This is a genomic window from Wenyingzhuangia marina (assembly GCF_900130035.1).
GTDB lineage: Bacteria > Bacteroidota > Bacteroidia > Flavobacteriales > Flavobacteriaceae > Wenyingzhuangia > Wenyingzhuangia marina.
On record NZ_FQXQ01000006.1, the window covers coordinates 67,401 to 92,026 of the forward strand.

At 32.1% G+C, this 24,626-nt stretch carries 23 protein-coding genes and 1 riboswitch; of the genes, 14 read left to right on the plus strand and 9 right to left on the minus strand.

Translation table 11 applies throughout. The features are described 5' to 3' along the window. Positions 1–21 precede the first annotated feature (21 nt). A riboswitch (cobalamin riboswitch) is annotated at positions 22–228 on the minus strand. A gap of 21 nt (positions 229–249) precedes the next feature. After that, on the minus strand, positions 250–1,176 hold the full coding sequence (locus BUB70_RS12555; RefSeq protein ID WP_073122120.1) for an ABC transporter substrate-binding protein: 927 nt from the start codon (positions 1,174–1,176) through the stop codon (positions 250–252). 95 nt (positions 1,177–1,271) lie between these two features. On the opposite strand from BUB70_RS12555, the gene BUB70_RS12560 reads away from it, so the two are divergent. The 5 genes from BUB70_RS12560 to BUB70_RS12580 are packed head-to-tail and all read left to right on the plus strand — an operon-like array spanning position 1,272 to position 5,212. Continuing rightward, on the plus strand, positions 1,272–1,775 hold the full coding sequence (locus tag BUB70_RS12560; RefSeq protein WP_073122123.1) for a bifunctional adenosylcobinamide kinase/adenosylcobinamide-phosphate guanylyltransferase: 504 nt from the start codon (positions 1,272–1,274) through the stop codon (positions 1,773–1,775). A gap of 6 nt (positions 1,776–1,781) precedes the next feature. Then, positions 1,782–2,795: a nicotinate-nucleotide--dimethylbenzimidazole phosphoribosyltransferase gene (gene cobT / locus BUB70_RS12565; RefSeq protein ID WP_073122125.1), complete on the plus strand. Its 1,014-nt coding sequence runs from the start codon at positions 1,782–1,784 to the stop codon at positions 2,793–2,795. A 1-nt stretch (position 2,796) separates the two neighbouring features. Further along, positions 2,797–3,549: an adenosylcobinamide-GDP ribazoletransferase gene (locus tag BUB70_RS12570; RefSeq protein ID WP_073122126.1), complete on the plus strand. Its 753-nt coding sequence runs from the start codon at positions 2,797–2,799 to the stop codon at positions 3,547–3,549. Next, complete coding sequence (gene cobC / locus BUB70_RS12575) at positions 3,546–4,085, plus strand: alpha-ribazole phosphatase (RefSeq protein WP_073122128.1); 540 nt, start codon at positions 3,546–3,548, stop codon at positions 4,083–4,085. The genes BUB70_RS12570 and cobC overlap by 4 nt, the downstream gene beginning before the upstream one ends. Positions 4,086–4,087: 2 nt before the next feature. Continuing rightward, entirely contained in the window at positions 4,088–5,212 is a 1,125-nt protein-coding gene (locus BUB70_RS12580) for an ABC transporter substrate-binding protein (RefSeq protein ID WP_073122130.1), read from the plus strand. 91 nt (positions 5,213–5,303) lie between these two features. On the opposite strand, the gene BUB70_RS12585 is transcribed toward BUB70_RS12580, so the two are convergent. From BUB70_RS12585 to ychF, 5 genes are all read right to left on the minus strand, one after another. After that, complete coding sequence (locus BUB70_RS12585; protein WP_073122132.1) at positions 5,304–5,801, minus strand: hypothetical protein; 498 nt, start codon at positions 5,799–5,801, stop codon at positions 5,304–5,306. A 119-nt stretch (positions 5,802–5,920) separates the two neighbouring features. Then, on the minus strand, positions 5,921–8,497 hold the full coding sequence (locus tag BUB70_RS12590) for a DNA gyrase/topoisomerase IV subunit A (protein ID WP_073122134.1): 2,577 nt from the start codon (positions 8,495–8,497) through the stop codon (positions 5,921–5,923). A gap of 53 nt (positions 8,498–8,550) precedes the next feature. Further along, the gene (locus BUB70_RS12595; RefSeq protein ID WP_073122136.1) at positions 8,551–10,407 is read right to left on the minus strand and encodes a DNA topoisomerase IV subunit B; all 1,857 of its coding nucleotides are present in this window, start codon (positions 10,405–10,407) and stop codon (positions 8,551–8,553) included. Positions 10,408–10,504: 97 nt separating this feature from the next. After that, the gene (locus tag BUB70_RS12600) at positions 10,505–11,401 is read right to left on the minus strand and encodes a DMT family transporter (RefSeq protein ID WP_073122138.1); all 897 of its coding nucleotides are present in this window, start codon (positions 11,399–11,401) and stop codon (positions 10,505–10,507) included. 70 nt (positions 11,402–11,471) lie between these two features. Further along, a complete protein-coding gene (ychF, locus tag BUB70_RS12605) occupies positions 11,472–12,563 on the minus strand; it encodes a redox-regulated ATPase YchF (protein ID WP_073122140.1) in 1,092 nt (363 codons plus the stop codon). 155 nt (positions 12,564–12,718) lie between these two features. On the opposite strand from ychF, the gene BUB70_RS12610 reads away from it, so the two are divergent. Beyond that, complete coding sequence (locus BUB70_RS12610; RefSeq protein WP_073122141.1) at positions 12,719–13,117, plus strand: DUF2721 domain-containing protein; 399 nt, start codon at positions 12,719–12,721, stop codon at positions 13,115–13,117. An 81-nt stretch (positions 13,118–13,198) separates the two neighbouring features. On the opposite strand, the gene uxuA is transcribed toward BUB70_RS12610, so the two are convergent. After that, positions 13,199–14,362 carry a mannonate dehydratase gene (gene uxuA, locus BUB70_RS12615; RefSeq protein WP_073122143.1) on the minus strand — a complete coding sequence of 388 codons (1,164 nt, stop codon included), beginning with the start codon at positions 14,360–14,362 and terminating at the stop codon, positions 13,199–13,201. 20 nt (positions 14,363–14,382) lie between these two features. Next, entirely contained in the window at positions 14,383–15,198 is an 816-nt protein-coding gene (locus tag BUB70_RS12620) for an SDR family oxidoreductase (RefSeq protein WP_073122145.1), read from the minus strand. A 126-nt stretch (positions 15,199–15,324) separates the two neighbouring features. Here BUB70_RS12620 and BUB70_RS12625 point away from each other — a divergent pair, with 126 nt between their 5' ends. The 7 genes from BUB70_RS12625 (at position 15,325) to BUB70_RS12655 (ending at position 22,285) form a co-directional block, all read left to right on the plus strand. Further along, entirely contained in the window at positions 15,325–16,365 is a 1,041-nt protein-coding gene (locus BUB70_RS12625; protein WP_073122147.1) for a substrate-binding domain-containing protein, read from the plus strand. A gap of 76 nt (positions 16,366–16,441) precedes the next feature. Next, positions 16,442–17,608: a tetrahydrodipicolinate N-succinyltransferase N-terminal domain-containing protein gene (locus BUB70_RS12630; RefSeq protein WP_084730284.1), complete on the plus strand. Its 1,167-nt coding sequence runs from the start codon at positions 16,442–16,444 to the stop codon at positions 17,606–17,608. 66 nt (positions 17,609–17,674) lie between these two features. After that, positions 17,675–18,322: a lipoprotein gene (locus BUB70_RS12635; protein WP_073122149.1), complete on the plus strand. Its 648-nt coding sequence runs from the start codon at positions 17,675–17,677 to the stop codon at positions 18,320–18,322. A gap of 69 nt (positions 18,323–18,391) precedes the next feature. Continuing rightward, positions 18,392–19,027 carry a hypothetical protein gene (locus BUB70_RS12640; RefSeq protein ID WP_073122151.1) on the plus strand — a complete coding sequence of 212 codons (636 nt, stop codon included), beginning with the start codon at positions 18,392–18,394 and terminating at the stop codon, positions 19,025–19,027. Between the two features lie 70 nt (positions 19,028–19,097). Continuing rightward, a complete protein-coding gene (locus BUB70_RS12645; RefSeq protein ID WP_073122153.1) occupies positions 19,098–20,045 on the plus strand; it encodes a tRNA dihydrouridine synthase in 948 nt (315 codons plus the stop codon). Positions 20,046–20,142: 97 nt separating this feature from the next. After that, positions 20,143–20,589 (plus strand): KTSC domain-containing protein, encoded by a 447-nt coding sequence (locus BUB70_RS12650; protein WP_073122156.1) that lies wholly within the window; start codon positions 20,143–20,145, stop codon positions 20,587–20,589. A gap of 133 nt (positions 20,590–20,722) precedes the next feature. Further along, positions 20,723–22,285 carry an NAD(P)/FAD-dependent oxidoreductase gene (locus BUB70_RS12655; RefSeq protein WP_073122158.1) on the plus strand — a complete coding sequence of 521 codons (1,563 nt, stop codon included), beginning with the start codon at positions 20,723–20,725 and terminating at the stop codon, positions 22,283–22,285. 192 nt (positions 22,286–22,477) lie between these two features. On the opposite strand, the gene BUB70_RS12660 is transcribed toward BUB70_RS12655, so the two are convergent. Next, on the minus strand, positions 22,478–23,533 hold the full coding sequence (locus tag BUB70_RS12660; protein ID WP_229743001.1) for a hypothetical protein: 1,056 nt from the start codon (positions 23,531–23,533) through the stop codon (positions 22,478–22,480). 247 nt (positions 23,534–23,780) lie between these two features. On the opposite strand from BUB70_RS12660, the gene BUB70_RS12665 reads away from it, so the two are divergent. Further along, the gene (locus BUB70_RS12665; RefSeq protein WP_143155304.1) at positions 23,781–24,575 is read left to right on the plus strand and encodes a hypothetical protein; all 795 of its coding nucleotides are present in this window, start codon (positions 23,781–23,783) and stop codon (positions 24,573–24,575) included. The last annotated feature ends 51 nt before the right edge of the window (positions 24,576–24,626 follow it).

Sequence of the window (24,626 nt, forward strand, 5' to 3'; positions counted from 1 at the left end):
TTTCCTTTGCTCCCGAAAGAATTTATATTGATGATTGTGGCAGGTCTCCTGACTTGCGTCTTGTTACTACCTTCCCATTTATAAAAACAGTGGTATAAGTTTGTAACAAGCACCCTATTGGGCTAAGCTTACAGTTGCGGGGACAGTTCTTGATTTTAACAAGATTCCCTTTTAATTTTAGCTCTCAATTTCTTGAATAGCATAAAAACCAAAATCGTGGCAAAAGTACGGTGTTTTTTTAGTTCTCAATTATTTTTTATCAAAATAATTACAATACTTATGTTCTAAGCCTGTAGCTTCAGTAAAAACTGTAGGGTGAAATATTTTAGACAACACTATAATTCCATCTACCAATGTACTTGCCGATGATTGGGTAAACAAATCAAAATCTGCCAAGTAAACTTGTTTATTTTGTACCGCTCTTAAAGTTTTCCATTCTGGTTGTGCTTCTAAAAACTTCATGTCTTCTAAAGTTCTTTCTTGGGTATAACCACAAGGAGCAATCACTAAAACTTCTGGGTTGTATTTTACTATTTTTTGCCAATCGATGACAATACTATCACCTGAGGGATGAGATAACAAATCTATTCCACCTGCATACCCTATTTGATGAGGAATCCAATGTCCGCAATTAAAAAGGGGATCTATCCATTCTAACAACATCACACTTTTAGGCATCACTCTAGCCTCACGTTGCTTATCAACTATATCTGCAATTTTATTTTTAAGAAAAGTAACATGGTCTTTTCCTAAAACTTCTTGATCTAAAGCTTTTGCTATGGTGATGACATTATCAAACACATCTTCTAAAGATTGTGGAGTGATAGAAATCAGTTCTGGAATTTTTGCTAATTTATTTACTGCTAAAGAGGCACATTCAGTATCTATCTGACAAACATCACATACATCTTGGGTAAACACAACATCTGGAGCAATTTTAGCCAAGGCAACTTCATCAACAAAGTATAAACTTTCTCCCGATGCTTTGCTTTTAGAAAACAAGGTATTGATTTCATCACTAGTATAGCTCTTTCCTTCTAAAACACATCTTACCACGGGTGTTTTTTCTTTTAAAGCAACTTGCGGACATTCAAACGTAATTCCATCTAACAAATCTTGCAGACCTAAATCGTAAATCATTTGTGTTACAGCTGGCATAAAAGAAGACACTTTCATAGAAAATAAATTTAAGACTGCTAATGTAAATTCTTTTTACAGATATTTTTTTTTAATCTTAAAAAACTTAGCAATCTTTGCTCAAAAATTTTGATATGATACATTACATCACCGGAGGAGAACGCTCTGGTAAAAGTAGCTATGCTCAAAAAATGGCAGAAGAATTAAGTCCAAATCCTTATTACTTAGCCACTTCTAGAATTTGGGATGATGATTTTAAAAAACGCGTAGATAGACATATTTCTGATAGAGATGAACGATGGACAACCCTAGAGGAAGAAAAACATTTAAGTACTATTATTCCAGAAAACTCTGTAGTTGTGATTGATTGTGTTACCTTATGGCTCACCAATTTTTACACAGATACAAAATATGATGTAGCAAAAAGTTTGTCTTTAGTTAAAGATGAACTAAACAAATTAAAAAAAGTAAATGCAACCATTATTATTATATCTAATGAAATAGGAATGGGCGTACATGCAAATACTGAAATATCAAGAAAATTCACCGAACTACAAGGTTGGGTAAATCAAGAAATTGCTAAATTAAGTAACAAAGCAACCTTTATGGTTTCTGGACTTCCAATGACTTTAAAATAAATTATCATGAACTTTCAAGAAACTTTACAACATAAAATAGACACCAAAACCAAACCTTTAGGATCTTTAGGGATCTTAGAAAAAATAGCTTTTAAAGTAGGAAATATTCAACAAACTACTTCTCCAATTTTATCAAAACCTGCTATTTTAATTTTTGCTGGAGATCACGGTATTGTGAATTCAGAACCTGTGAGTCCTTTTTCACAAGAAGTAACCACACAAATGGTTTTTAACTTTTTAAATGGTGGAGCAGCCATCAATGTATTTTGCCAACAGCACAACATCTCTTTAAAAATTATTGATGCAGGTGTAAACTATGATTTTGGGAAAATACCTTATTTAATTGATGCTAAAATAAACAAAGGAACTGCAGATTTTTGCATACAACCAGCCATGAATCTTGAAGATTGTAAAAAAGCAATCAATAAAGGAAAAGAAATAGTTACCAAACAATTTACGGAAGGAACCAATATTATTGGTTTTGGAGAAATGGGGATTGGAAACACCTCTTCTGCTTCTTTACTAATGAGTGCATATACCAAAACAGATATTAGTAAATGCGTGGGTAAAGGAACAGGACTTAATAATGATGCTACTAGGGTAAAAGCTGCTGTTTTAAGAAAATCTCAAGAAACACACTCCAACATTACAAATCCACTGGAAATTTTAGCTACATTTGGAGGTTACGAAATTGCTATGATTACAGGAGCTATCCTCCAAGCAAAAGCATTAAATATGACGATTTTAATAGATGGTTTTATCGTAACATCCGCATTATTGGCAGCCCATGCTATAGAACCAAATGTTATAGATAATTGTATTTTTTCTCATTGCTCAGATGAACAAGGACATACCAAAATGTTACAATTTTTAAAAGCAGATGTCATTTTAAATATTGGACTGCGATTAGGTGAAGGAACAGGGGCTGCTTTGGCTTATCCTTTGGTACAATCTGCTGTAAAATTTTTAAACGAAATGGCTAGTTTTGAAAGCGCCAATGTGACCAATAAATTAAGTTAATATGAAAAAAGAAATTGCTGTTTTTTTAACGGCTATTATGTTTTTCACAAGAATTCCTTGTCCTAAAAACATAGATCACTCCCCTGAAATACTAGCCAAAAGCAGTCGTTACTTTTCTTTGGTAGGAATTATTGTTGGAGCTTTTGGAGCCTTGGTATTTTATGTGGCTGAGTTTCTTTTTAATGATGCTATTTCCATACTCCTAAGTATGGCAGGAACTATTTGGATTACAGGTGCTTTTCACGAAGATGGTTTTGCCGATGTTTGCGATGGTTTTGGTGGCGGTTGGACCAAAGAAAAAATATTAACCATTATGAAAGATTCTAGAGTAGGAACTTATGGAATTGTAGGTTTAGGGTTGTTATTAGCTATTAAATATCAAGCCCTTTCAGAATTTGATATTTACAATTGTATTGTTGCCATCATTGCTGGTCATGCTATTAGCAGATTTGCTGCCACTACTCTAATTTATACAGAACCTTATGTACAAGATATCAATAAAAGTAAAGTGAAACCATCGGCAATTGGGATTCAATTAAAAGATGTCATCATTAGTGGAATCTTTGCCATTATTCCGTTGATTTTCTTTTTTAACATCTATGTATTTCTTGCTTTTATTCCAGTAATGATATCAAAATACATGTTGGCAAAATATTTTCACAAATGGATTGGTGGGCACACAGGTGATTGTGCAGGTGCTACACAACAAGTTTCGGAAGTCGTCTTTTATTTAAGCTTATTAATTATTCTATGATTCTTTATTTAATAAGACATACCACACCAGACATAGACAAAGGAATTTGTTACGGGCAAGCAAACCTTCCACTTTCTGAGGATTTTGAAGAAGAGGCTAATTTTTTATTATCAAAACTAAAAAACCACGAAATTCAACAAGTCATTAGTAGTCCTTTACAAAGATGTACTAAATTGGCTAACAAAATAAAAGCTGATTTCACCACAGATGATAACTTAAAAGAATTAGATTTTGGAGATTGGGAATTGATGGATTGGAATAAAATTCCGCAAGAAGAAATTGATCCTTGGATGCAAGATTTTGTTCATGTTCCCGTTCCTAACGGAGAAAGTTATATGGATTTATATTTAAGAGTTTTGTCTGTGTATCAGAACATAAAAAAAGACAAAACCGCTTTGGTTACTCATGCTGGAGTCATCAGAAGTATTTTAGCACATATCACCCAAACAGACTTAACAAATTCTTTTGATTTTAAAATTCCTTACGGAACCATTGTACAAATAGATACTGAAACCAACCAATATCAAATTCTTTAAATATGAAGTTTTTTACTCATCTTTTTATTATATGCACTCTTATTGCTTGTCAACCTAAAGCAAATAAAAAAACAGAAAACAAGGCTGTTATCAAGCCAGAGTTTGCCAAAGGATTTACATATGAAAAATATGCTAAGTATATAAAAGTGATTGTAAAAACTCCCTATAAAGGAGCCACAACTCCATATGAATATATTATTGTTAAAGGAGATACAGTTATCAAACCGAGTAATGAAAATCAAATCATAATCAACACTCCTTTAAAAAAAATCATCGCTACTTCTACCACACAAATTCCTGTTTTAGAAGCTTTAAAAAGTGAAACTTTATTAAAAGGATATCCCAACACCAAGTTCATCTCTTCTAAAAAAACCAGAACTTTAATAGACAACGGTAGCATTGTAGATATTGGTCATGAAGAGCATATGAATACAGAAATGGTTTTGGATATTCAGCCTGATATCTTGTTTGCTTTTGCGGTAAACAACATCAACAAAAACTTTACCACCTTAAAAAAAGCAGGAATCCCCATTGTGATTGATGCTAGTTGGCTTGAAGAAACTCCTTTGGGTAGAGCAGAATGGATTAAGTTTTTTGCCTTGTTTTTAAACAAAGAAAAAGAAGCAAATTTAGTTTTTGATGAAATCGTGAAGAACTATCACACAGCGTTAAAAACTATTCCTGACAACATTCATAAACCCAATGTTTTATACGGAGGAATTTACAATGATATTTGGTACACTCCTGCTGGAGATAGTTATGTAGCACAAATTATGAAAGATGCAGGCACCAACTATTATTGGCAAAATACAGAAAGCACAGGAAGTTTGGCTTTACAATTTGAAGAAGTATTTGTAGAAGCTAAAAATGCAGATTTTTGGTTTGCTCCTGGTTATGCTCTTGATAAAAAAGCATTGGCTAATAACAACAAACACTATTCAAGTTTTAAACCTTTTAGCACCAATAATATTTATACGTACACAAATACTGTTGGAGAAACTGGTGGATTAGTATTTTTTGAATTGGGTGCTTTAAGACCTGATTTAATTTTAAAAGATTTTATTAAAATATGTCATCCAGAGTTATTACCAGATTATGAAACTACTTTTTTTAAGAGGTTGGAGTAAATTTTATATTAAATATAAAATTTCGTTGGCTGTTTTGTCTGGTGCTTGAATCCTTTCGAGTACCAGAGGGGGCATGCAAAATTTTATAGGTTTATAGATGTTTTGAGTCTATAGACTCACAGAGATTTCGTATAATTTTTAAAAAGTTCATAAACTCAGAACTGTAAATTATTTTATGAGTATCGCTTCCAAGTATGACAACTTCTTTTTGGACAATACAACCATTTACAAAAAATAATATCTTTAATTCTGAGTAAGTTCCTATGTCTAAAAAACCTTTGTTTTTTATCCTATCTAATTCAATTTGCTTGTTTTTTGATTCAAAAAACATGTTAATATATTTCTTAATTTTTTCAACCTTTATTTTATTAATCAAAGTAGATTTTTCTTTAAGACTATGATTATATATAGAATCATTTACAATACTAAATTTATATTCAAACACTTTATTAGCGTCCCAATACTTTATTTGTATACTGTCCGATTTAATCTCTCCTTTGTTAGGTGGCAGTTCTTGAATTTTACTTTCGCAAAATTCAATATTAAATTGATATAAAAAGGTAAAAAATATTATTAATAAGCCTCTCATTATTATTATTTCATGCGTTTATTACGTTGATTTTTTGAATTATGGAGTATTTTCTATCTTCATTCTGTTGCTCGAATCCTTTCGAGTACCTATTAAGTATTAAACTATTTTTTTAAAAGTTAAAATAACGTTGGCTGATCTCCATTAATCTCCTCTTCATCTTCTACTTCAATGTCATTTTCAGCAGGACTATATGGTAATGGTTCTAGCCTATTAACTAGTTTAATTTTATCATCCGTTAATTGATTTCCTAAAGCTTTAATTCCTTTAACAGCTATAAAATCTTCTAAATCTATTACCAAATTATCTAGGTTACGCTTGCTAAATACCACCTCAACATTAGGTCTATAATCGGTAACTACAATTTGTAATTGTGTTTTAGGATGTTCACTAATAAAGAATTCTTCCTTGTCAGGAGAATCTATCACAAAGCGTTTTACGTAATATTTTTCTTTTTCTCCTTCGTAATAAATAGCAGAAATAGGCTTGTTTGGTTCCCACTTTTCTAACACTACCATGTCATCTTCAAAATGCGTAGTTAAAGCTGGTGTAATGGTTTTTATTTTTCCAGATTGTGTGGCTACCAACAATTTATCTTTAGCCGTAAATTCCCCTAATAATTCTCCTCTACCATCAACATTTAAACGCTGTACAGTATCATCAAACCATATTTTACGAGGCTTTAAAGTAGAAGTCCCTGCTGATTTAAATTCAATCTTCTTAACTGGATATTTGGTAATTAAATTCCCTTTTGAAGAACGTCCTTTAATCATCAAATCAGAAAAATCTATATCCCACTTTAATTTCTTTAAGCCAGCCAATGGTTTTAATTCAATAGAAACCGTTTCTGCTTCTCCATTAGGATTGGCAGTAAAATACCAAACTACAGAACCTTTATTTCCAGCAGTTAAATCGTATTCTTTATCTCTAGTAACTCCAGTAACATTAAAACGTTTCATATAACTTGGACCAGAACGACCATCACGATACATCATATTGTAAATGGTACGTTTGTCACTTTTCTTAAAGATGGCCACATGAATAATGTCTTTACCAACAAATGTTTTTTGAGCCACTTTGCTCACAATCATCGTTCCGTCTTTTCTAAAAACTATCACATCATCAATATCGGCACAATCTGCAACAAATTCATCTCTTTTTAAAGAAGTCCCCACAAAACCTTCGGCTCTGTTTACGTATAATTTTTCATTACGCATTACCACTTTGGTAGCTTCAATATCATCAAAAGTTCTAATTTCTGTCATACGAGGTTTTTCTTTCCCGTATTTTTCTTTCAAACTCTTAAAGTAATCAATAGCAAACTCTATTAAATTGTCTAAATGATGTTTAACTGTTGCTATTTCATCTTCTAAACTTTCAATAATTTGCTTGGCTTTATCTATATCGAACTTAGAAATTCGCTTGATTCTAATTTCTGTTAAACGAACAATATCTTCTTCTGTAATGGCTCTTTTTAAATGCGATATATGTGGTTTTAATCCTTTATCAATAGCAGAAATTACTCCTTCCCAAGTACTTTCCTCTTCAATGTCACGATAAATTCTATTCTCTATAAAAATACGCTCTAGAGAGGCAAAATGCCATTTTTCTTGCAACTCTCCTAACTGAATTTCTAACTCTCTTTTTAATAAATGCAGGGTGTTATTGGTTGATATTTTTAAAATATCAGACACTCCAACAAACACGGGTTTATGATCTTGAATGACACAACACAATGGAGAAATAGAAACCTCACAATTGGTAAAAGCGAACAAAGCATCAATAGTTTTATCAGGTGAAACGCCTGGAGGTAAATGAATTAAAATCTCAACATTTCTAGCAGTGTTATCCTCTATTTGTTTGATTTTAATTTTCCCCTTGTCATTTGCTTTTAAAATAGATTCTATTAACGTTGATGTAGTAGTTCCAAAAGGAATTTCGTTTACCACCAAAGTCTTTTTATCTAACTGAGATATTTTGGCACGAACTCTTACTTTTCCTCCTCTGGCACCATCATTATAATTGGTGACATCCACTACTCCCCCTGTTAAAAAATCTGGAAACAAAGTAAAACTTCTCCCTCTTAATATTTTAATAGAAGCATCTATCAACTCATTAAAGTTGTGTGGTAAAATTTTGGTTGATAATCCTACAGCAATTCCCTCACCTCCTTGTGCCAAAAGCATTGGAAACTTTACTGGTAAATTGATAGGCTCTTTTCTACGTCCATCATACGAAGCTTGCCAATCTGTTGTTTTTGGATTGAACACTACTTCTAAAGCAAACTTAGACAAACGAGCTTCTATATAACGAGCTGCTGCTGCTCGGTCTCCTGTAAGAATATTCCCCCAGTTTCCTTGCATATCTATCAACAATTCTTTCTGCCCAATTTGTACCATGGCATCAGAAATAGAAGCATCTCCGTGTGGATGATACTGCATACAGTGCCCTACCAAATTAGCAACCTTGTTGTAACGTCCATCATCTAAATCTTTCATAGACTGCATAATACGTCTTTGCACAGGTTTAAAACCGTCTGCAATGGCTGGTACTGCACGTTCTAAGATTACGTAAGAAGCATAGTCTAAAAACCACTCTTTGTACATTCCTGTAACTTTGGTAATGGTCTCTTGACTTTCTACCGGTTTATGATTTTCAAATTCGTTTTCTTCTTGATTGTTGATGTCGTCTTGCATAAAATAGCAACTAATTAAATATGTTTTACTTTTTATTCTTTTAAGTTAATGTCTTAATTTTCCTCAATAACATCCAACTCATATTTCAGATTGTCAATAATAAATTCTTGACGGTCTGGTGTGTTTTTACCCATATAGAATTCTAACATAGATTCAATAGATTGTTCTTTGTCTAACATCACAGGATCTAAACGAATGTTTTCTCCAATAAAATGTTGGAATTCATCTGGTGAAATTTCTCCCAATCCTTTAAATCGTGTAATCTCTGCTTTTCCTGTTAATTTTTCTATGGCATTTTGTTTTTCCTCTTCGGAATAACAATAAATGGTTTCTTTTTTATTTCTTACTCTAAACAAAGGCGTGTCTAAAATATACAAATGTCCTTCTTTAATCACTTCAGGAAAAAACTGTAAAAAGAAAGTAATCAATAACAAACGAATGTGCATACCATCCACATCGGCATCAGTAGCAATAATAACGTTGTTGTATCTTAAATTTTCTATTCCGTCTTCAATATTTAACGCGGCTTGTAATAAGTTAAACTCCTCATTTTCGTACACAATTTTTTTAGTTAACCCATAACAGTTTAAGGGTTTTCCTTTTAAACTAAATACGGCTTGAGTATTTACATTACGAGATTTGGTAATAGATCCACTTGCAGAATCTCCCTCTGTAATAAATAAAGAAGTTTCCAAATGTCCTTCTTTTTTAGAATCTTCTAAATGAATTCTACAATCACGTAATTTTTTATTGTGTACACTTGCTTTTTTAGCTCGTTCTCTAGCAATTTTTCTAATTCCAGACAATTCTTTACGTTCCTTTTCTGCCTGCATTACTTTACGCTGAATGGCTTCTGCAGTCGTAGGATTTTTATGTAAATAATTATCTAAATTGGTTTTAACAAAATCGTTGATATAAGTTCTTACCGTTGGCAAATCTCCTCCCATTTCAGTAGAACCCAACTTGGTTTTGGTCTGACTTTCAAAAACAGGTTCCATCACCTTAATGGCAATGGCACTTACAATAGATTTACGAACATCCGAAGCCTCGAAATTTTTACCAAAAAACTCTCTAATGGTTTTTACCACTGCTTCTCTAAACGCATTCTGATGCGTTCCTCCTTGCGTGGTATGTTGTCCGTTGACAAAAGAATGATACTCTTCGCTGTATTGCGTTTTACTATGAGTCATGGCAATTTCAATATCATCTCCTTTTAAATGGATAATAGGATAAGCCAAGGTATCTTCGTGAATATTTTCTTCTAATAAATCCTTTAATCCATTTTCAGATACAAACTTTTCACCATTAAAAACTATTGTTAACCCTGGATTTAGGTATACATAGTTTTTAATCATTTTAATGACATATTCACTACGGAATTTGTAATTCACAAAAATGGAAGCATCTGGATGAAAAATGACCCTAGTACCTCTACGAATAGTTGTTGCTTCTAAAGGAGTTTGATTGACCAACTCTCCTTTTTCAAATTCGGCCGTGGTGGTTTGTCCGTCACGAATAGACTGAATAGAAAAACTACTAGACAAAGCATTCACCGCTTTGGTACCTACTCCGTTTAATCCAACAGATTTTTTAAACGCACGAGAATCATACTTTCCTCCTGTGTTCATTTTAGAAACCACATCTACTACTTTCCCTAAAGGAACTCCACGTCCGTAATCTCTTACTTTAACCACCTCATCTTTTACAGAAATTTCAATGGTTTTCCCAACGCCCATCACAAATTCATCAATGGAGTTGTCTATGACTTCTTTAATTAAAATATAAATTCCATCATCTTGCGATGATCCGTCCCCTAATTTACCAATATACATCCCTGGTCGCATACGAATATGCTCTTTCCAGTCTAACGATCGTATATTATCTTCGGTATATTTTGTTTCTTCACTCATAAACAAAGCTCTGATTTAGGTTCTTGTTAAATTTAAGGTTTTATTCGTCTTTACCGACAGTCTGTAAAATTGAATTATCAACAGGTTTTTAACGCAATCATCGTTCTTTTTTTGATACAATTCTAACACCTAGAATTACAATCACAACTCCAATTGCTTGTATAAAAGTAATACTTTCTCCCAAAACAATAGTTGCTAATACAATAGTAAATACAGGACCAATACTTCCGATGATCGCAAACTTAGAAGCCCCTAGTTTCTGAATGGCATAAGACACTAAATAAGAAGGCAGTACCGTACAAAAAACAGCCATCAGTATCTCGTATTGATATACCTCCGCTGGATAATTTAAAACAGACTGTCTATCTGAAATTAAATAATGAATAATTACAGAACTACATGCCACAACCATAGCCATTGAGGTAAAACGAATGGTTCCGAATTTTGGAATTAACCAACCACTCCCCACCAAATACGATGCATATGTTAACGCACTCATAAAAATAAGTCCAGCTCCTAAAAACAAATGATCATCATGATTGATTTGCAACTCCGAAGCAAAAGTTAAAAAGACACCAAAATAAGTGATTACAATGGCCCAAATTTGTTGTTTGGTAATTTTGGTTTTTAAAAACAAAGCACCTATCAATACCACCAATGTTGGATACACAAACAAAATGATTCGCTCTAAACTTGCGGATAAAAATTTTAATCCGTAAAAATCAAAAAAGCTAGCTACGTAATAACCTATTACCCCAAAAAGAACTAACCACAAATAATGCTTTTTTTCTAGACCTGTTTTTACCTCATTCCTTTTAACTGCTAAAATCACCAAATAAAAAGGCAATGCAAACAACATTCTTAACAAAAGAATGTGAACAGTTGGAACTTGAAAGTCATAAATTAATTTTACAATAATCGCTTTTGATGAAAATAGAAATACTGCCAACAAAGCAATCAATACACCAACAGTATTTTCTGATATTTTTTTCATGATTTTATCATATTAAAAAAGCCAATTCATAAATGATGAATTGGCTTTTATTTTTTATTGATGGAGAAAATTAGACATTAAATCTAAAATTCATCATATCTCCATCTTGTACTATGTATTCTTTTCCTTCTACAGATAATTTTCCTGCTTCTTTTACTTTGGCTTCACTTCCTAAAGTAACATAGTCGTTATATTTAATGACTTCTGCACGGATAAATCCTTTTTCAAAATCTGTGTGAATTACTCCAGCCGCTTGTGGTGCAGTATCTCCAATATTAATGGTCCAAGCTCTTACTTCTTTTACTCCTGCAGTAAAGTAGGTTTGTAAGTTTAATAACTTATAAGCAGCACGGATTAATTTTGCAGCACCTGGCTCCTCTAAACCAATATCAGATAAAAACTCTTTACGCTCTTCAAAACTTTCTAATTCATTGATATCTGCTTCTGTTCCAACAGCTAAAAATAATACTTCAGCATTTTCATCTTTTACAGCTTCTTTTACCAACTCAACATATTCGTTTCCATCTACTGCTGATTCTTCATCAACATTACAAACGTACATTACAGGTTTGATGGTAATGAATTGTAATGGTTTTACAAACTCTAATTCTTTTTCTGTAAAAGACAATGCACGAACCGAAACTGCTGCTTCTAAAGAAGTTTTAATCCTGTCTAAAACATCAAATTCAGCTTGTGCTTCTTTATTTCCTGTTTTAGCTAATTTTTTAACTCTTTCTAAACGCTTTTCAACCGTTTCTAAATCTTTTAATTGTAACTCAATATCAATCGTTTCTTTATCTCTAATAGGATCAATAGAACCATCAACATGAATAATATTATCATCATTAAAACAACGTAACACATGTAAAATAGCATCTGTTTCACGAATGTTTGCTAAAAATTGGTTTCCTAAACCTTCTCCTTTACTTGCTCCTTTTACCAATCCAGCAATATCAACAATTTCTACAGTTGCAGGTACTACTCTTTCTGGATTTACCAAAGACTCTAATTTCTCTAATCTTGGATCTGGTACATTTACCACACCAATATTAGGTTCAATTGTACAGAATGGAAAGTTTGCACTTTGCGCTTTTGCATTAGACAAACAATTGAATAGCGTTGATTTTCCAACGTTTGGTAATCCTACAATACCTGCTTTCATGAGTTTTTATTTTTAGAAGTGGCAAAGATATTAAAAGCTAATTATTAATGATGAATTGTAAATGATTAATTATGATAGAATCTACTATTTCATAAAAACATAAACCTAAGGTTTAATATTCTTTGTATTTTAGTAATGAATTTAAATCCCCGAACATGAATTTATCAATGAGTATTCCCGCTTTGTTGTTTCCTGCCATCTCTTTATCAATGTTGGCCTATAACGCACGTTATTTAGCCATTGCTTCTTTAATTAGGCAATTACACAAAGAATATCAAGATTCTCACGAAAAAAATATTGGAGATCAAATTAAAATATTGAGTAAAAGATTAACCTTAATTAGAGCTACTCAAGGTTTTGCTATTTTAAGTTTTATGGGAGCTGTATTAACCATGTTACTCCTTTTTTTAATGATGCCTTTAACCGCTGATGCTGTTTTTATTATTAGCCTTTGCTGTATGATGGTTTCTTTGATTTTATTGTTTATTGAAATTCAAGTATCTACCAAAGCTTTACAAATACAATTGAAAGATATTAAAGGAAAGTATATTTAAAGTTTTAATATTAAATTTTAAACAAAAAAGAGATGCTATTTTTTCAATAACATCTCTTTTTTTATATAAAAATTCAGCTATTTAAGCTTCACTTCTTTTTATTCCTAGCTCTAATCCTCTAAGTTCAGCCAAACCTTTTAATCTACCAATAGCTGTGTATCCACAATATGCTTTGTCATTGGTTAAATCATCAATCATTTGGTGACCGTGATCTGGTCTCATTGGAATTTCAATTCCTCTTTGCTTTTCAATTTTAGCAACTGCTTTTACTACTTCATACATATCGCTAGAACCTCCTAAGTGATTGTCTTCAAAAAAGCTTCCATCAGCTTCTCTTCTTACATTTCTTAAATGTAAAAAGTGAATTCTATCCGCAAACTTTTCTATCATTTTAGGTAAATCATTATCCGGATTTGCCCCTAAAGATCCTGTACAAAAAGTAATTCCGTTACTAGGGCTATCAATAAACCCAACTAAATCTTCTAAATCTTTTTCTGATTTAATAATTCTTGGCAATCCTAAAATATCCATTGGTGGATCATCTGGATGAATAGCCATTACAATTCCATTTTCTTCAGCAATAGGAACTACTTGATTTAAAAAGAATGATAAATTTGATTTTAAATCTGCATGACTTAAACCATCATACTGCGCAATCATTGCTTTAAATTCGTCCATAGACAAATCGTCTACCGTTCCTGGCAATCCTTTTAAAATACAATCAGACAAACGTGTTTTTTCTTCTGATGACATATTCTCAAAAGATTCTTTTGCTTTGGCTTGAACCTCTGGAGTATAATCTTTTTCTGCCCCTTCTCTTTCCATCAAATAAATTTCAAAAACAGCCATTTCAACTTTATCAAAACGCAAAGCCGTAGCTCCGTTTTTTAAAGGCCAAAAAAGTTGAGTTCTTGTCCAATCTAGCACAGGCATAAAATTGTAACACACATTTTTAATTCCACATGCCGCTACATTTTTTAAACTTTGCTTGTAATTTTCTATACGGTGTAAATAATCTCCCTTTTGTAATTTGATGTTTTCATGAATAGGAATACTTTCTATAAAAGACCATTCTAAACCAGCCTCTTCAATCATGTTTTTTACTTTCATGATTTCTTCTACTTCCCAAATATCACCATTTTTCACATGATGTAAAGCCGTTACCACTCCTGTTGCACCAGCCTGTGCTATGTGAGATAATTGAACAGAATCATTTACCCCAAACCATCTAAATGTTTGTATCATTTTTCTAACTTATATCTTTATTAAACACCACTAAAGGCACTAAATCCACCGTCAATTGGCACTACGATTCCTGTTACAAATTTTGAAGCATCACTTAACAACCACTGTACTGTTCCGTTTAATTCTTCCGATTCTCCAAAACGTTTCATAGGTGTATTTTTAATAATGGTATTTCCTCTTTCTGTATAAGAACCATCTTCATTAGTTAACAAACGTAAATTTTGTTTTCCAATAAAAAAACCTGGAGCAATGGCATTTACTCTTATTTGATCTCCAAATTTTAATGCAAAATCAGAAGCCAACCACTTGGTAAAATTGTCAATCGCTGCTTTAGATGCAGAATAACCTACAACTCTTGTAATCGCTTGTGCTGCCGCCATTGAAGAAACATTAATAATACTTCCTTTTCCATTCGCCACAATCTCTTTACCAAAAATTAAACATGGTAACACTGTTCCATCTAAGTTTAACTCAGATACTTTTCTAAAATCTGCCATTTGTAAATCAAAGAAAGTTTTATCTGGTGAAATGGTTGCTCCTGGCATATTTCCTCCAGCAGCATTTACCAAAGCATCAATTTTTCCCCACTTGGCAATAATTTTATCTTTTACTTCTGTTAAAGAAGCTTCGCTTAACACATCACATGCGTATCCAACAACATCTTTTCCTATTTTTTCTAACTCTGCTAATTTTGCAGCAACCGTATCTTCGCTTCTACTAATAATTACCACTTTAGCTCCTTCGCTTAACAAATGCTCTGCAATGCTACCTCCTAACACTCCTGCCCCACCTGTAACGACAATCACTTGATCTTTGATATTGAATAATTGTGCCATTCTAACTTTAATTTTATATTTTCGTGTACGCACACGAAATTAATAAAAAATAATGAACCAAACAGCATCCATCACTATTTTAACATAATTTTGCACTGGTTTTTACGGAATTAACAAAATAAGGCATTGAAAAGCATCAAAGACATCGCATTAAAGGCAAACGTTTCTATTGGAACTGTAGACAGAGTTTTACACAATAGACCGGGCGTTTCTGAAAAAACCAAAAAAAAAGTTCTTAAAATTATTGAGGACTATAATTATACGGTAAATCCTGTTGCTAGTATTTTGGCATCTAAAAAAACGTATACCATAGCGACTCTTTTACCAGAAAACATAAATTCTGATGAATTTTGGGAATCTCCTAAACAAGGAATTGCTAATGCCATGGAAGAAATTAAAAATCTTGGATTTTTAATCAACAACTTTCATTTTAATCAATTTTCATCAAAAACCTATATTGATGCTTTTCATAAAATGGTAAACAGCAAACCTAGTGCGGTATTAATTGCTCCTATTTTTAACAAAGAAACCAAAGAGTTGATTGGTTTGTTAGAAAATGAAAACATCCCTTATGTATTTATCAATACCGAAACAGAAGGACTTAACAATCTATCTTTTATTGGGCAAGATTCTTTTAAAAGTGGATTGCTAGCAGGAAAATTAATGAATTGGGTATTACCTAAAAAAGCTGAAATTTTAATTATTGAAATCAGAAAAGACATTTCTAACTATACTTCTATTAACAAAAGAATTAATGGATTTAAAGATTTTTTTAAAACCTCTAAAAAATCGATTACTATTCACAACTTACATTTTGAACATATTGAAAATAGTGAAACATTAAAAAATCAACTTAGCAATTATCTTTCTGAACATACTCATATTAAAGGAATATTTGTTCCTTCAAGTAAAGTTAGTGCTGTAGCTAAAATAGTTGAAAGCTTAGACAGAAAAGATATTGAAATTGGTGGTTTTGATACAACAAACAAAAACATTAAATATTTAAAAAATGGAACTGTTGATTTTTTAATCAGCCAAAAACCTATTCAACAAGGGTACGATGGAATTAAGTTGCTCTTTAATTATTTAACCCATCAAATAAAACCCGAGAAATACTATTTTTCTCCAATTGAAATAGTTTTAAAAGAAAACGTAGATTTTTTATAGCAACTAAATCACATCCGTTTTTATAGCTAATTTCAATGCCTTATATTTGCCCCATCATTTTTTGAAAACAAATAACATGAATACAATAGAAGATTTTAAAGCATACGTAGCAGATGTTGAAGCTACAGAAGGATACACAAAACCATTAGCATTTGGATTAGGAATTCGCCGCTCTAAAGGAGACAAAGTTTTGGACGTAAACTTTCCAGGAATTAACTGGGATACTGCTTTTGGAACTGCTGCATTATTACAAGATGTAACAGGTTTTAAAGGAAGTGAAAATGGATTTGTAACTGTTTCTAAAGCTCAATTACAAAATGCTTTTGACAACTTTGCTGCTTTTCATGGAGAAATAGAAAAACACCCAAACATTATTCTTATTCAACAATTGTTAGAGAACATTGCATCTCCTAGCAATACATATCAAGAAATTGATGTAGTTGCTTATTTCTTATTTGATAAAGATCAACCTGTTAATGATGCTGTAGAAGGATACTTTAAACTCCAATGTTTATCGCAATTACACGTATTGCCACACGGATTGTCTTTAGAAGGTGTTTTTGGAAAATTAAACAACATTGCTTGGACCAACCAAGGACCGATTTTACCAGAAGATTTATCTGCAGAAAGAATTAAAGCTACTTTTAAAGGAGAAAACATTGTGGTAACACATGTAGACAAATTCCCTTATATGGTAAACTACCACGTACCAAACGGAGTAAGAATTGCTAGTGGATCTCAAGTTCGTTTAGGAGCACATTGTGCTGTAGGAACAACAGTAATGCCTGCTGGTTATATTAACTTTAATGCAGGTACTAAAGGAAATGCTATGATTGAAGGTAGAGTTTCTGCTGGAGTTGTAGTAGGTCACGATTCTGATTTAGGTGGTGGAGTTTCTATTATGGGAACTTTATCTGGTGGTAACAAAAACGTAATTTCTATTGGAGATAAATGTTTATTAGGAGCTAACTCTGGAACAGGAATTTCTTTAGGATTTGGATGTACTATTGCTGCTGGAGTTTATGTAACTGCTGCTGCTAAAGTTTGGTTATATGATGCCAACAAACAACCTGTAGACATCAACGGAAACAAAGTTGAAGAAAGACAAAACATTGTAAAAGGTGCTGAGTTAAACGGAAAAGACAAATTGTTATTCTTATTAGATTCTACTAACGGACACTTAACTTGTCGTCCTAACCCAAAAACGATTGAATTAAACGAAGCTTTACACGTAAAGAACTAAAATTTGTTTAACTATAATTTCAAACCACCTTTTCTTTTTTTTGGATTAGGTGGTTAAAAAAATACTATGAAAAAAATATTTGTACTAATTTCTCTTGTTATTACTTTAACAGGATGCAGTTCAACACTCTTATCTGTAAAAGACAATAACATCACCCCACACCAATACAAAAAGCCCTTATTTATTACAACTGGTTACTATAGTACTAAATCTGGATTTGCTCAATTTTTCAGTTCTAAAGCTACAGAACTTAATAAAGTTTCTGATATCAACAAAAGCCTTTTAAATAATCTTTTAAAAAGGTTTAGCTCTAATGGTATAAAATTTTCAGCTCATATTGTTAATATAAATATAGAAGAAGAGAAAAAACCCAAACTAAATGATAATGAAAATGCTGATGATATATCTAAAAAAGCTGAAATATTAAGTATTATTAATAGTAAAAATATTGACATATTAATTAAAATTATTCCAACTAACATTAGCACTGCGCATTACACTTCTCCTTCAACAGGGCTAAATGGAGAATTTTCTATGAACAGTTCAAGTAATTTATCATTTAAATACACAATTACCGCAATAGACACAAAATCTAATAAAGAAGTTTGGAAAGGCACCTATGAAGTAGATAATGCCAATTCCTTTTTAGATAATACACCTAGTGTACTTGCTAAAAAAGTTCATTTGAAATTAATGGAAGATCAACTTTTTTAAAAAAGTATTCATTTCTTAAAATTAGACATAAGGAATAATTATTGTAGCTTCATTATAAAATTAATTTCCATGAAGAAAATCATCTATTTTCTATTTGCCCTTATCATTATCAGCTGCAATAGCCCTAAAACAACTATTAGTCAAAAAAAAGATGATATCCCTCCAACTTATAAACGAGTTTTATTTGTTACTGATAGTTATTATACCAATCAGAATATCATTAAGAAAATTTTTGACACAGAACTTAAAAATAAATTAACCATTTCTAAAATCAACACAAAAATTGTTGAATTTGCTAAAGAACAATTAGGAGAACAAAATAAATATGCTGATTTTTATTTGATTAAAAACAACTTGGACAAAACACTTGTTTTAAGTCAGGAAGAAATTCAGCAAAACATAGATGAAGAAGTCTTAGATAAAAACATTGATTTGGTAATTACTATTTTTCAAAAAGACATCCAAAGACTTTACAATAAAATAAATAGCAAAGAAAAAGTTTTTGAAAAAGACACCTATAATGCTACTACAAATTCTAGCAATTTAATGTATACTTATGTTTTTACAGGAATAGATATTAGCAAAGACACTGTGGTTTGGAACAGTGAATATGGTGTACAAAATGCAGATGATATATTTAACAACATCCCAAAACAAGTGGCACAAAGTTTAGTAAATCAACTCAACGAAAATCACTTGTATTAAACAATTCACAAACCACTCTTTTTTTGATTGAGTGGTTTTGTTTTTCACTACTTTTGCCAAAATTTTTTGGATGTCAATTACACTTTTATCATCTCCTTTACAAGGATTTACAGATTTTCGTTTTCGTAACGCATTCCATCATTATTTTGGAGGAATAAATACATTTTACGCTCCTTATATTAAGATGAATGGTAAAATGGTGATTAAAAACAATTACCAAAGAGATTTAAATCCTGAAAACAATCAAGTTTCTGAATTAATTCCTCAGGTAATGACCAACAATCCCGATGAATTTTTATTTGTTATTAAATACATTCAATCTTTAGGCTACAAAGAATTAAACTGGAATTTAGGTTGTCCTTATCCAATGGTCACCAAACAAGGAATGGGATCTGGAATGATTTGCCAACCTCAAAAGATTGATGAAGTTTTACACAAAGCACATAACGAAAGTGATGTAACCATTTCTATGAAAATGAGAATGGGTTATGAAGAACCAACCGAAATTTTAGAGGTATTCCCTATTCTAGAAAAATATCCATTAAAAAATATTGCCATTCACGCTCGTATTGGTAAGCAACTCTACAAAGGAGGGACTGATTTAGACTCTTTCCAAAAATGTATAGAAAACAGTCCTCATAAATTATATTATAACGGAGATATTACCAGTGTACAAGCTTTTAGAGAATTACAAGAACGTTTTCCTAGCATCGATCATTTTATGATTGGTCGTGGTTTAATTGCAGATCCTTTTTTACCTAGCATGATTCAGAACAACACCACTGAATATCCTGAAAACAGATGGCAGATTTTCAAAGAATTCCACGACACCATTTATCAACAATATGATGAAGCTTTGTCTGGTCCTACTCCTATTAAAATGAAAATGTTAGGGTTTTGGGAATACTTTTCTCAATCTTTTGACAATCCTCAAAAAACATATAAAGCTATTAAAAAGGCTGGAAATCAAGTAAAATACAAAGCTGCTGTGGCAGAAATTTTTGCCAAGCAACAATAAATTAATTGGTTAAAATAAGCTTTACAAATACAATTTAAAATACTGTATTCCATTTTATTATGAATAGCTTTGCAGCCGCAACCTGAAAAAACAAAACATGAAGCGTATTAACGAATATAAAAAGCTTTTTAAAGTAGAAGGAGCTATCTCTCTTAAAGAGTTAAAGACTACTTACAGAGGATTGGTAAAACAATGGCATCCTGATAAATTTCAGGACGAAGAAAAGAAATTAGAAGCCGAAGAAGTAAGCACTAGAATTATTGACGGTTATCATTTCTTGGTAAGTATTGCTCCAGAAACCAAAGAAGCAAACCTAGAAGAATACAAAAAAACCATTACCGAATCTCAAGTAGCAGATTATCATCACAAAAGTATGTTGTTAGAAGTAACTTTTACCGATGGAAATACTTATGAATATTTTGGAGTGAACCATAAATTATTCCTAAAGTTTGTAAACAGTAAATCTATCAACAACTTTGGAAGACGTAATATTTTTAATTCTTTTACGTACAGAAAATCTAAAAAAGGAACTGTAGAAGCATAAACAAAAACTGTTATCTTTAATAAATCACAAAATAAGATGATGATGAGTAGCTCGCTATTTTTCATCATCTTTTTTTATATCGATTACCTATCAACCTATTAAATACTAGCAATAAATAAACTATTTTTGCATCATGGTAAAAGAGATTCAACTTCGTATAAAACTGCAAGAGGAGACCAAGGCAAACATTCTAGAAATGAAAGCTGCGGAATGGTTAAGTATTTCTAGAAAAGACATTACAACCGTAAAAGTCTTACGTAAATCTATCGATTCTCGTAAACCTCAAATTTACTTTAATTACAAAGTAGCAGTTTACGTTAAAGAAGCGGCTCCAGAACAATCTGAATATCAATTTAATTACCAAGACGTTAGCAACAAACCAGAAATTCATATTGTAGGATTTGGTCCTGCAGGAATGTATGCAGCTTTGCGTTGTATTGAATTAGGATACAAACCTGTGGTTTTAGAACGTGGTAAAAATGTACAAGACAGACGTAGAGATTTACGTCAAATCAACCAATTCCACAACGTGAATGAAGATTCTAATTACTGCTTTGGTGAAGGTGGTGCAGGAACTTATTCTGACGGAAAACTATACACACGAAGTTTAAAACGTGGTGATGTTCGTAGAATTTTTGAAAACTTGGTATATCACGGGGCTACAGAACAAATTTTAATTGATGCACATCCGCATATTGGAACTAATAAATTACCAAAAATTATTGCCAAGATTCGTGAAAATATTATCCATTATGGTGGAGAAGTTCATTTTGAATCTAGAGTCGTTGACATCATTACCAAAAACAACAAATTACAAGCCATTCAATTACAAGATGGAAGAGAACTAAGCGCTAAAGCTTTGATTTTAGCTACAGGTCATTCCGCTCGTGATATTTATGAATTGTTAGATAAAAAACAAATTGCTTTACAAGCAAAATCTTTTGCTATGGGGGTTCGTGTAGAACATCCTCAACAAATTATTGATGGAATTCAATATCATTGTGAAGGAAGCAGACATGAATTATTACCTGCTGCTGCCTACGGTTGGGTAGAACAAGTCCGTGAACGTGGAGTATACTCTTTTTGTATGTGCCCAGGTGGATTTATTGTTCCTGCTGCCACAGCCAATGGAGAAGTGGTGGTGAACGGAATGTCTCCCTCTAAACGAAACAATATTTTTGCCAATTCTGGGATTGTGGTAGAAATCAACGCACAAAAAGATTTACAAAAATACGAGCAATACGGAGCGTTAAAAGGATTACAATATCAAAAAGATTTAGAACGATTGGCTTTCACTGCTGGCGGAAGAACACAAACAGCCCCCGCACAAAGATTAACCGATTTTATTGATGGAAAATTATCACCTGAATTAAATCCAACCTCTTACCAACCCGGATTAAATTCTGCTCCTTTACATTCTTTATTACCTAAAGCCATTGGGGGTAGATTGCGTAAAGGCTTTGCACAAATTGGAGCCAAAATGCACGGATACAATACCAATGAAGCAAATATTGTTGGAGTAGAATCTAGAACCTCATCTCCTGTAAACATTCCTAGAAAAGAAAACTTAGAACACCCAGAAATTCAGGGATTATACCCTTGTGGTGAAGGAGGTGGTTATGCAGGTGGAATTATTTCTGCCGCTATGGATGGTGAACGTTGTGCTGAGGCAGCCATTCAGAACTTAAAAGCATGATAAAATAAAAAAGCTGTACGCCACCCTAAATTCGTTTCAGAGTCGCACCAAAAACTTTACAAAACCATCAACGTATAAGATGCTGAAACAAGTTCAGCATGACGGAAAGAAAAAAAACGTCATCCCGAAATAAATTCAGAATGACGTTTATTTAAACAATCTCTTTTTATTGATGTTCTATAAAACTAGAAACTATTCTTTAGCTAAATACACAGAAGAAGCAGCCATTAAATCACTATTAAACATAGGACTAATGTTTCCTCCTGAACCAATATTATTAAAAGCTAAAATTCTTCCTCCTCCATTACCAGCTTCGGCAATGTATACAATTTCCGAATCAGCATCATAAGCAACATCTACAGGATTTCCCATCATCGTATTAGAACCTGCAACTCTTGTTTGATTCGCTAATGAAATCATTCCTCCATTTTCAGTAGCATTTAATTTATTAGAAAAATCTTTAATAATATGGAACCCTCCATCATCTTGTCCGTTTGATGCCATTGCAATATCTGTCATCACCAATACATCAGAACCAACATCATAAGTAATTCCGTGCGTTCTTACAATTCCCTCTATAGCAATACGTTTGCTTGCACTTATAGAAGTATTAGTTGTGTTACTTAAAAAATTAGAAAAAACAGCCAATTCATTTGTAGCATCTACAACAGCATATAAATCATTTCCGTTAAAAGTAATTCCCCAAAGTTTAAAATCAGTAACAACGGTATTTCTAAGTGTAAAACTTCCGTTAGTCATTTCGTAAATGTATAAAGTACCATCAGGAGTGTTCATGTCTCCGTCTACATCAGCGTTATCAGCTACAACATATAAATTTCCGTTAACAGCAACTTCTCTTGGGCTCATCATATCGCTACTTCCTGTAACACCTACACTAATAGAAGTCCCTCCTAAAATACTATTAATATTTACAAATCCTTCTAAACTATTACCTGAACGAGATGCCTGAAATACTGATTCAGATTCAGAATCATAATAAACACCATCTGCTGCTGTTGAAGAAGTCACTAATGTTTTTGATGAAATATCTTGACTAGAAGTAACATCGTAAACAGTAATATCTCCGTTTGAATTGTTGGATGCAAAAAGACTTAGTTTAACATCTCCCATAATAAGGTTATTGTCATCTCCGTTATCATTACATGATACCGCTAAAGTAGAGGCAACCATAGCCATTGCAACTACAAGTTTTGAATTTGATTTTTTCATTACATTCTTAAATTTCATGATTTTTATTTTTATGATTACACCTTACTTACGCAAGAATAATGAGGATGGTTTTAAAAAATTGAAAAAAATTTAAGAGAATTTCTATTCTTGTTTTCTCTACAAACGCAAAACACAATAAACCAAAACATTACATAAAAAAAGAAAGCAACTACGTAGAATTTAAAAAGCTTAAGTACATTTAGCTTTTTTGGTTTATATTTAAATTTCAAAAAAAAATGGGAAGACTGTGTTATAAACAATAAAAATGACCAACGATTATTACTATTCTATCAATATTAGAAAGACAACACCTTTTTGTGCAGAAAATTATATTCTAAAAACTTCCGAAATCAAGTTGTTTCTTGAGCGAGAATTTGGAGACTCGATGAAAGAGTTTTCTTTATCTGAACAATCAGAGGTGTTAAATAAATTAAAGATTAAGTTTAAAGAAAGACTGACTTCCAATCAGTATACCAGTGATAAAATAATCAATGATCTTCTAACAAATTTAGAACGTTTTCTAAAAGATGCTGCACTTACATGCAGTTTATATATTAGTACAATAAATCAAATTGATGAAATGCCTATTCAGGATAGAATTCCGACCAAATTTATTGGAAAAATCCCCGTCAATGAATACACAATTGGAATTCCTCAAATTTTTGCTCATTCTTTTTTAGATGGAATGGTTAAAGTCTCAAATACCTTGAGAATCATGACAGAAGAAAGGAAAACACCATACATTGAGGCAGAGACAAGAGCAAAAATTAATAACATCTATTATGAATTTGATAATGCCTTCCCTAATATTTGGGACGTAAGAAATTCGTGGCAACATATTGAAGATCGCATGAGAGGTAAAGGGAAATTTGAAAAAGAACTTAACGCAAAAATGTTAGTACTGTCTACTTTAAATGGGCACAATCTAACATATACCATCTCCGATGGTCATATTCATTCGATAGAAATTTCCAAAAAAAGTCTTATCAAAGCTCAATATTTTGTTCAACAAACTTGGGATTGTTTTGAATGGATTAAAGGAAAAGAAATAATACAATGATGTTTATAACAAAACCTAAACTGCATTAAAACTCAGTTTAGCCAAAACACG

Bases quoted from the DNA above. Each gene is read 5' to 3' on its own strand.
- BUB70_RS12555 (WP_073122120.1), bottom strand. From the start codon at position 1,176: ATGAAAGTGTCTTCTTTTATGCCAGCTGTAACACAAATGATTTACGAT.
- BUB70_RS12560 (WP_073122123.1), top strand. From the start codon at position 1,272: ATGATACATTACATCACCGGAGGAGAACGCTCTGGTAAAAGTAGCTAT.
- cobT (WP_073122125.1), top strand. From the start codon at position 1,782: ATGAACTTTCAAGAAACTTTACAACATAAAATAGACACCAAAACCAAA.
- BUB70_RS12570 (WP_073122126.1), top strand. From the start codon at position 2,797: ATGAAAAAAGAAATTGCTGTTTTTTTAACGGCTATTATGTTTTTCACA.
- cobC (WP_073122128.1), top strand. From the start codon at position 3,546: ATGATTCTTTATTTAATAAGACATACCACACCAGACATAGACAAAGGA.
- BUB70_RS12580 (WP_073122130.1), top strand. From the start codon at position 4,088: ATGAAGTTTTTTACTCATCTTTTTATTATATGCACTCTTATTGCTTGT.
- BUB70_RS12585 (WP_073122132.1), bottom strand. From the start codon at position 5,801: ATGAGAGGCTTATTAATAATATTTTTTACCTTTTTATATCAATTTAAT.
- BUB70_RS12590 (WP_073122134.1), bottom strand. From the start codon at position 8,497: ATGCAAGACGACATCAACAATCAAGAAGAAAACGAATTTGAAAATCAT.
- BUB70_RS12595 (WP_073122136.1), bottom strand. From the start codon at position 10,407: ATGAGTGAAGAAACAAAATATACCGAAGATAATATACGATCGTTAGAC.
- BUB70_RS12600 (WP_073122138.1), bottom strand. From the start codon at position 11,401: ATGAAAAAAATATCAGAAAATACTGTTGGTGTATTGATTGCTTTGTTG.
- ychF (WP_073122140.1), bottom strand. From the start codon at position 12,563: ATGAAAGCAGGTATTGTAGGATTACCAAACGTTGGAAAATCAACGCTA.
- BUB70_RS12610 (WP_073122141.1), top strand. From the start codon at position 12,719: ATGAATTTATCAATGAGTATTCCCGCTTTGTTGTTTCCTGCCATCTCT.
- uxuA (WP_073122143.1), bottom strand. From the start codon at position 14,362: ATGATACAAACATTTAGATGGTTTGGGGTAAATGATTCTGTTCAATTA.
- BUB70_RS12620 (WP_073122145.1), bottom strand. From the start codon at position 15,198: ATGGCACAATTATTCAATATCAAAGATCAAGTGATTGTCGTTACAGGT.
- BUB70_RS12630 (WP_084730284.1), top strand. From the start codon at position 16,442: ATGAATACAATAGAAGATTTTAAAGCATACGTAGCAGATGTTGAAGCT.
- BUB70_RS12635 (WP_073122149.1), top strand. From the start codon at position 17,675: ATGAAAAAAATATTTGTACTAATTTCTCTTGTTATTACTTTAACAGGA.
- BUB70_RS12640 (WP_073122151.1), top strand. From the start codon at position 18,392: ATGAAGAAAATCATCTATTTTCTATTTGCCCTTATCATTATCAGCTGC.
- BUB70_RS12645 (WP_073122153.1), top strand. From the start codon at position 19,098: ATGTCAATTACACTTTTATCATCTCCTTTACAAGGATTTACAGATTTT.
- BUB70_RS12650 (WP_073122156.1), top strand. From the start codon at position 20,143: ATGAAGCGTATTAACGAATATAAAAAGCTTTTTAAAGTAGAAGGAGCT.
- BUB70_RS12655 (WP_073122158.1), top strand. From the start codon at position 20,723: ATGGTAAAAGAGATTCAACTTCGTATAAAACTGCAAGAGGAGACCAAG.
- BUB70_RS12660 (WP_229743001.1), bottom strand. From the start codon at position 23,533: ATGAAATTTAAGAATGTAATGAAAAAATCAAATTCAAAACTTGTAGTT.
- BUB70_RS12665 (WP_143155304.1), top strand. From the start codon at position 23,781: ATGACCAACGATTATTACTATTCTATCAATATTAGAAAGACAACACCT.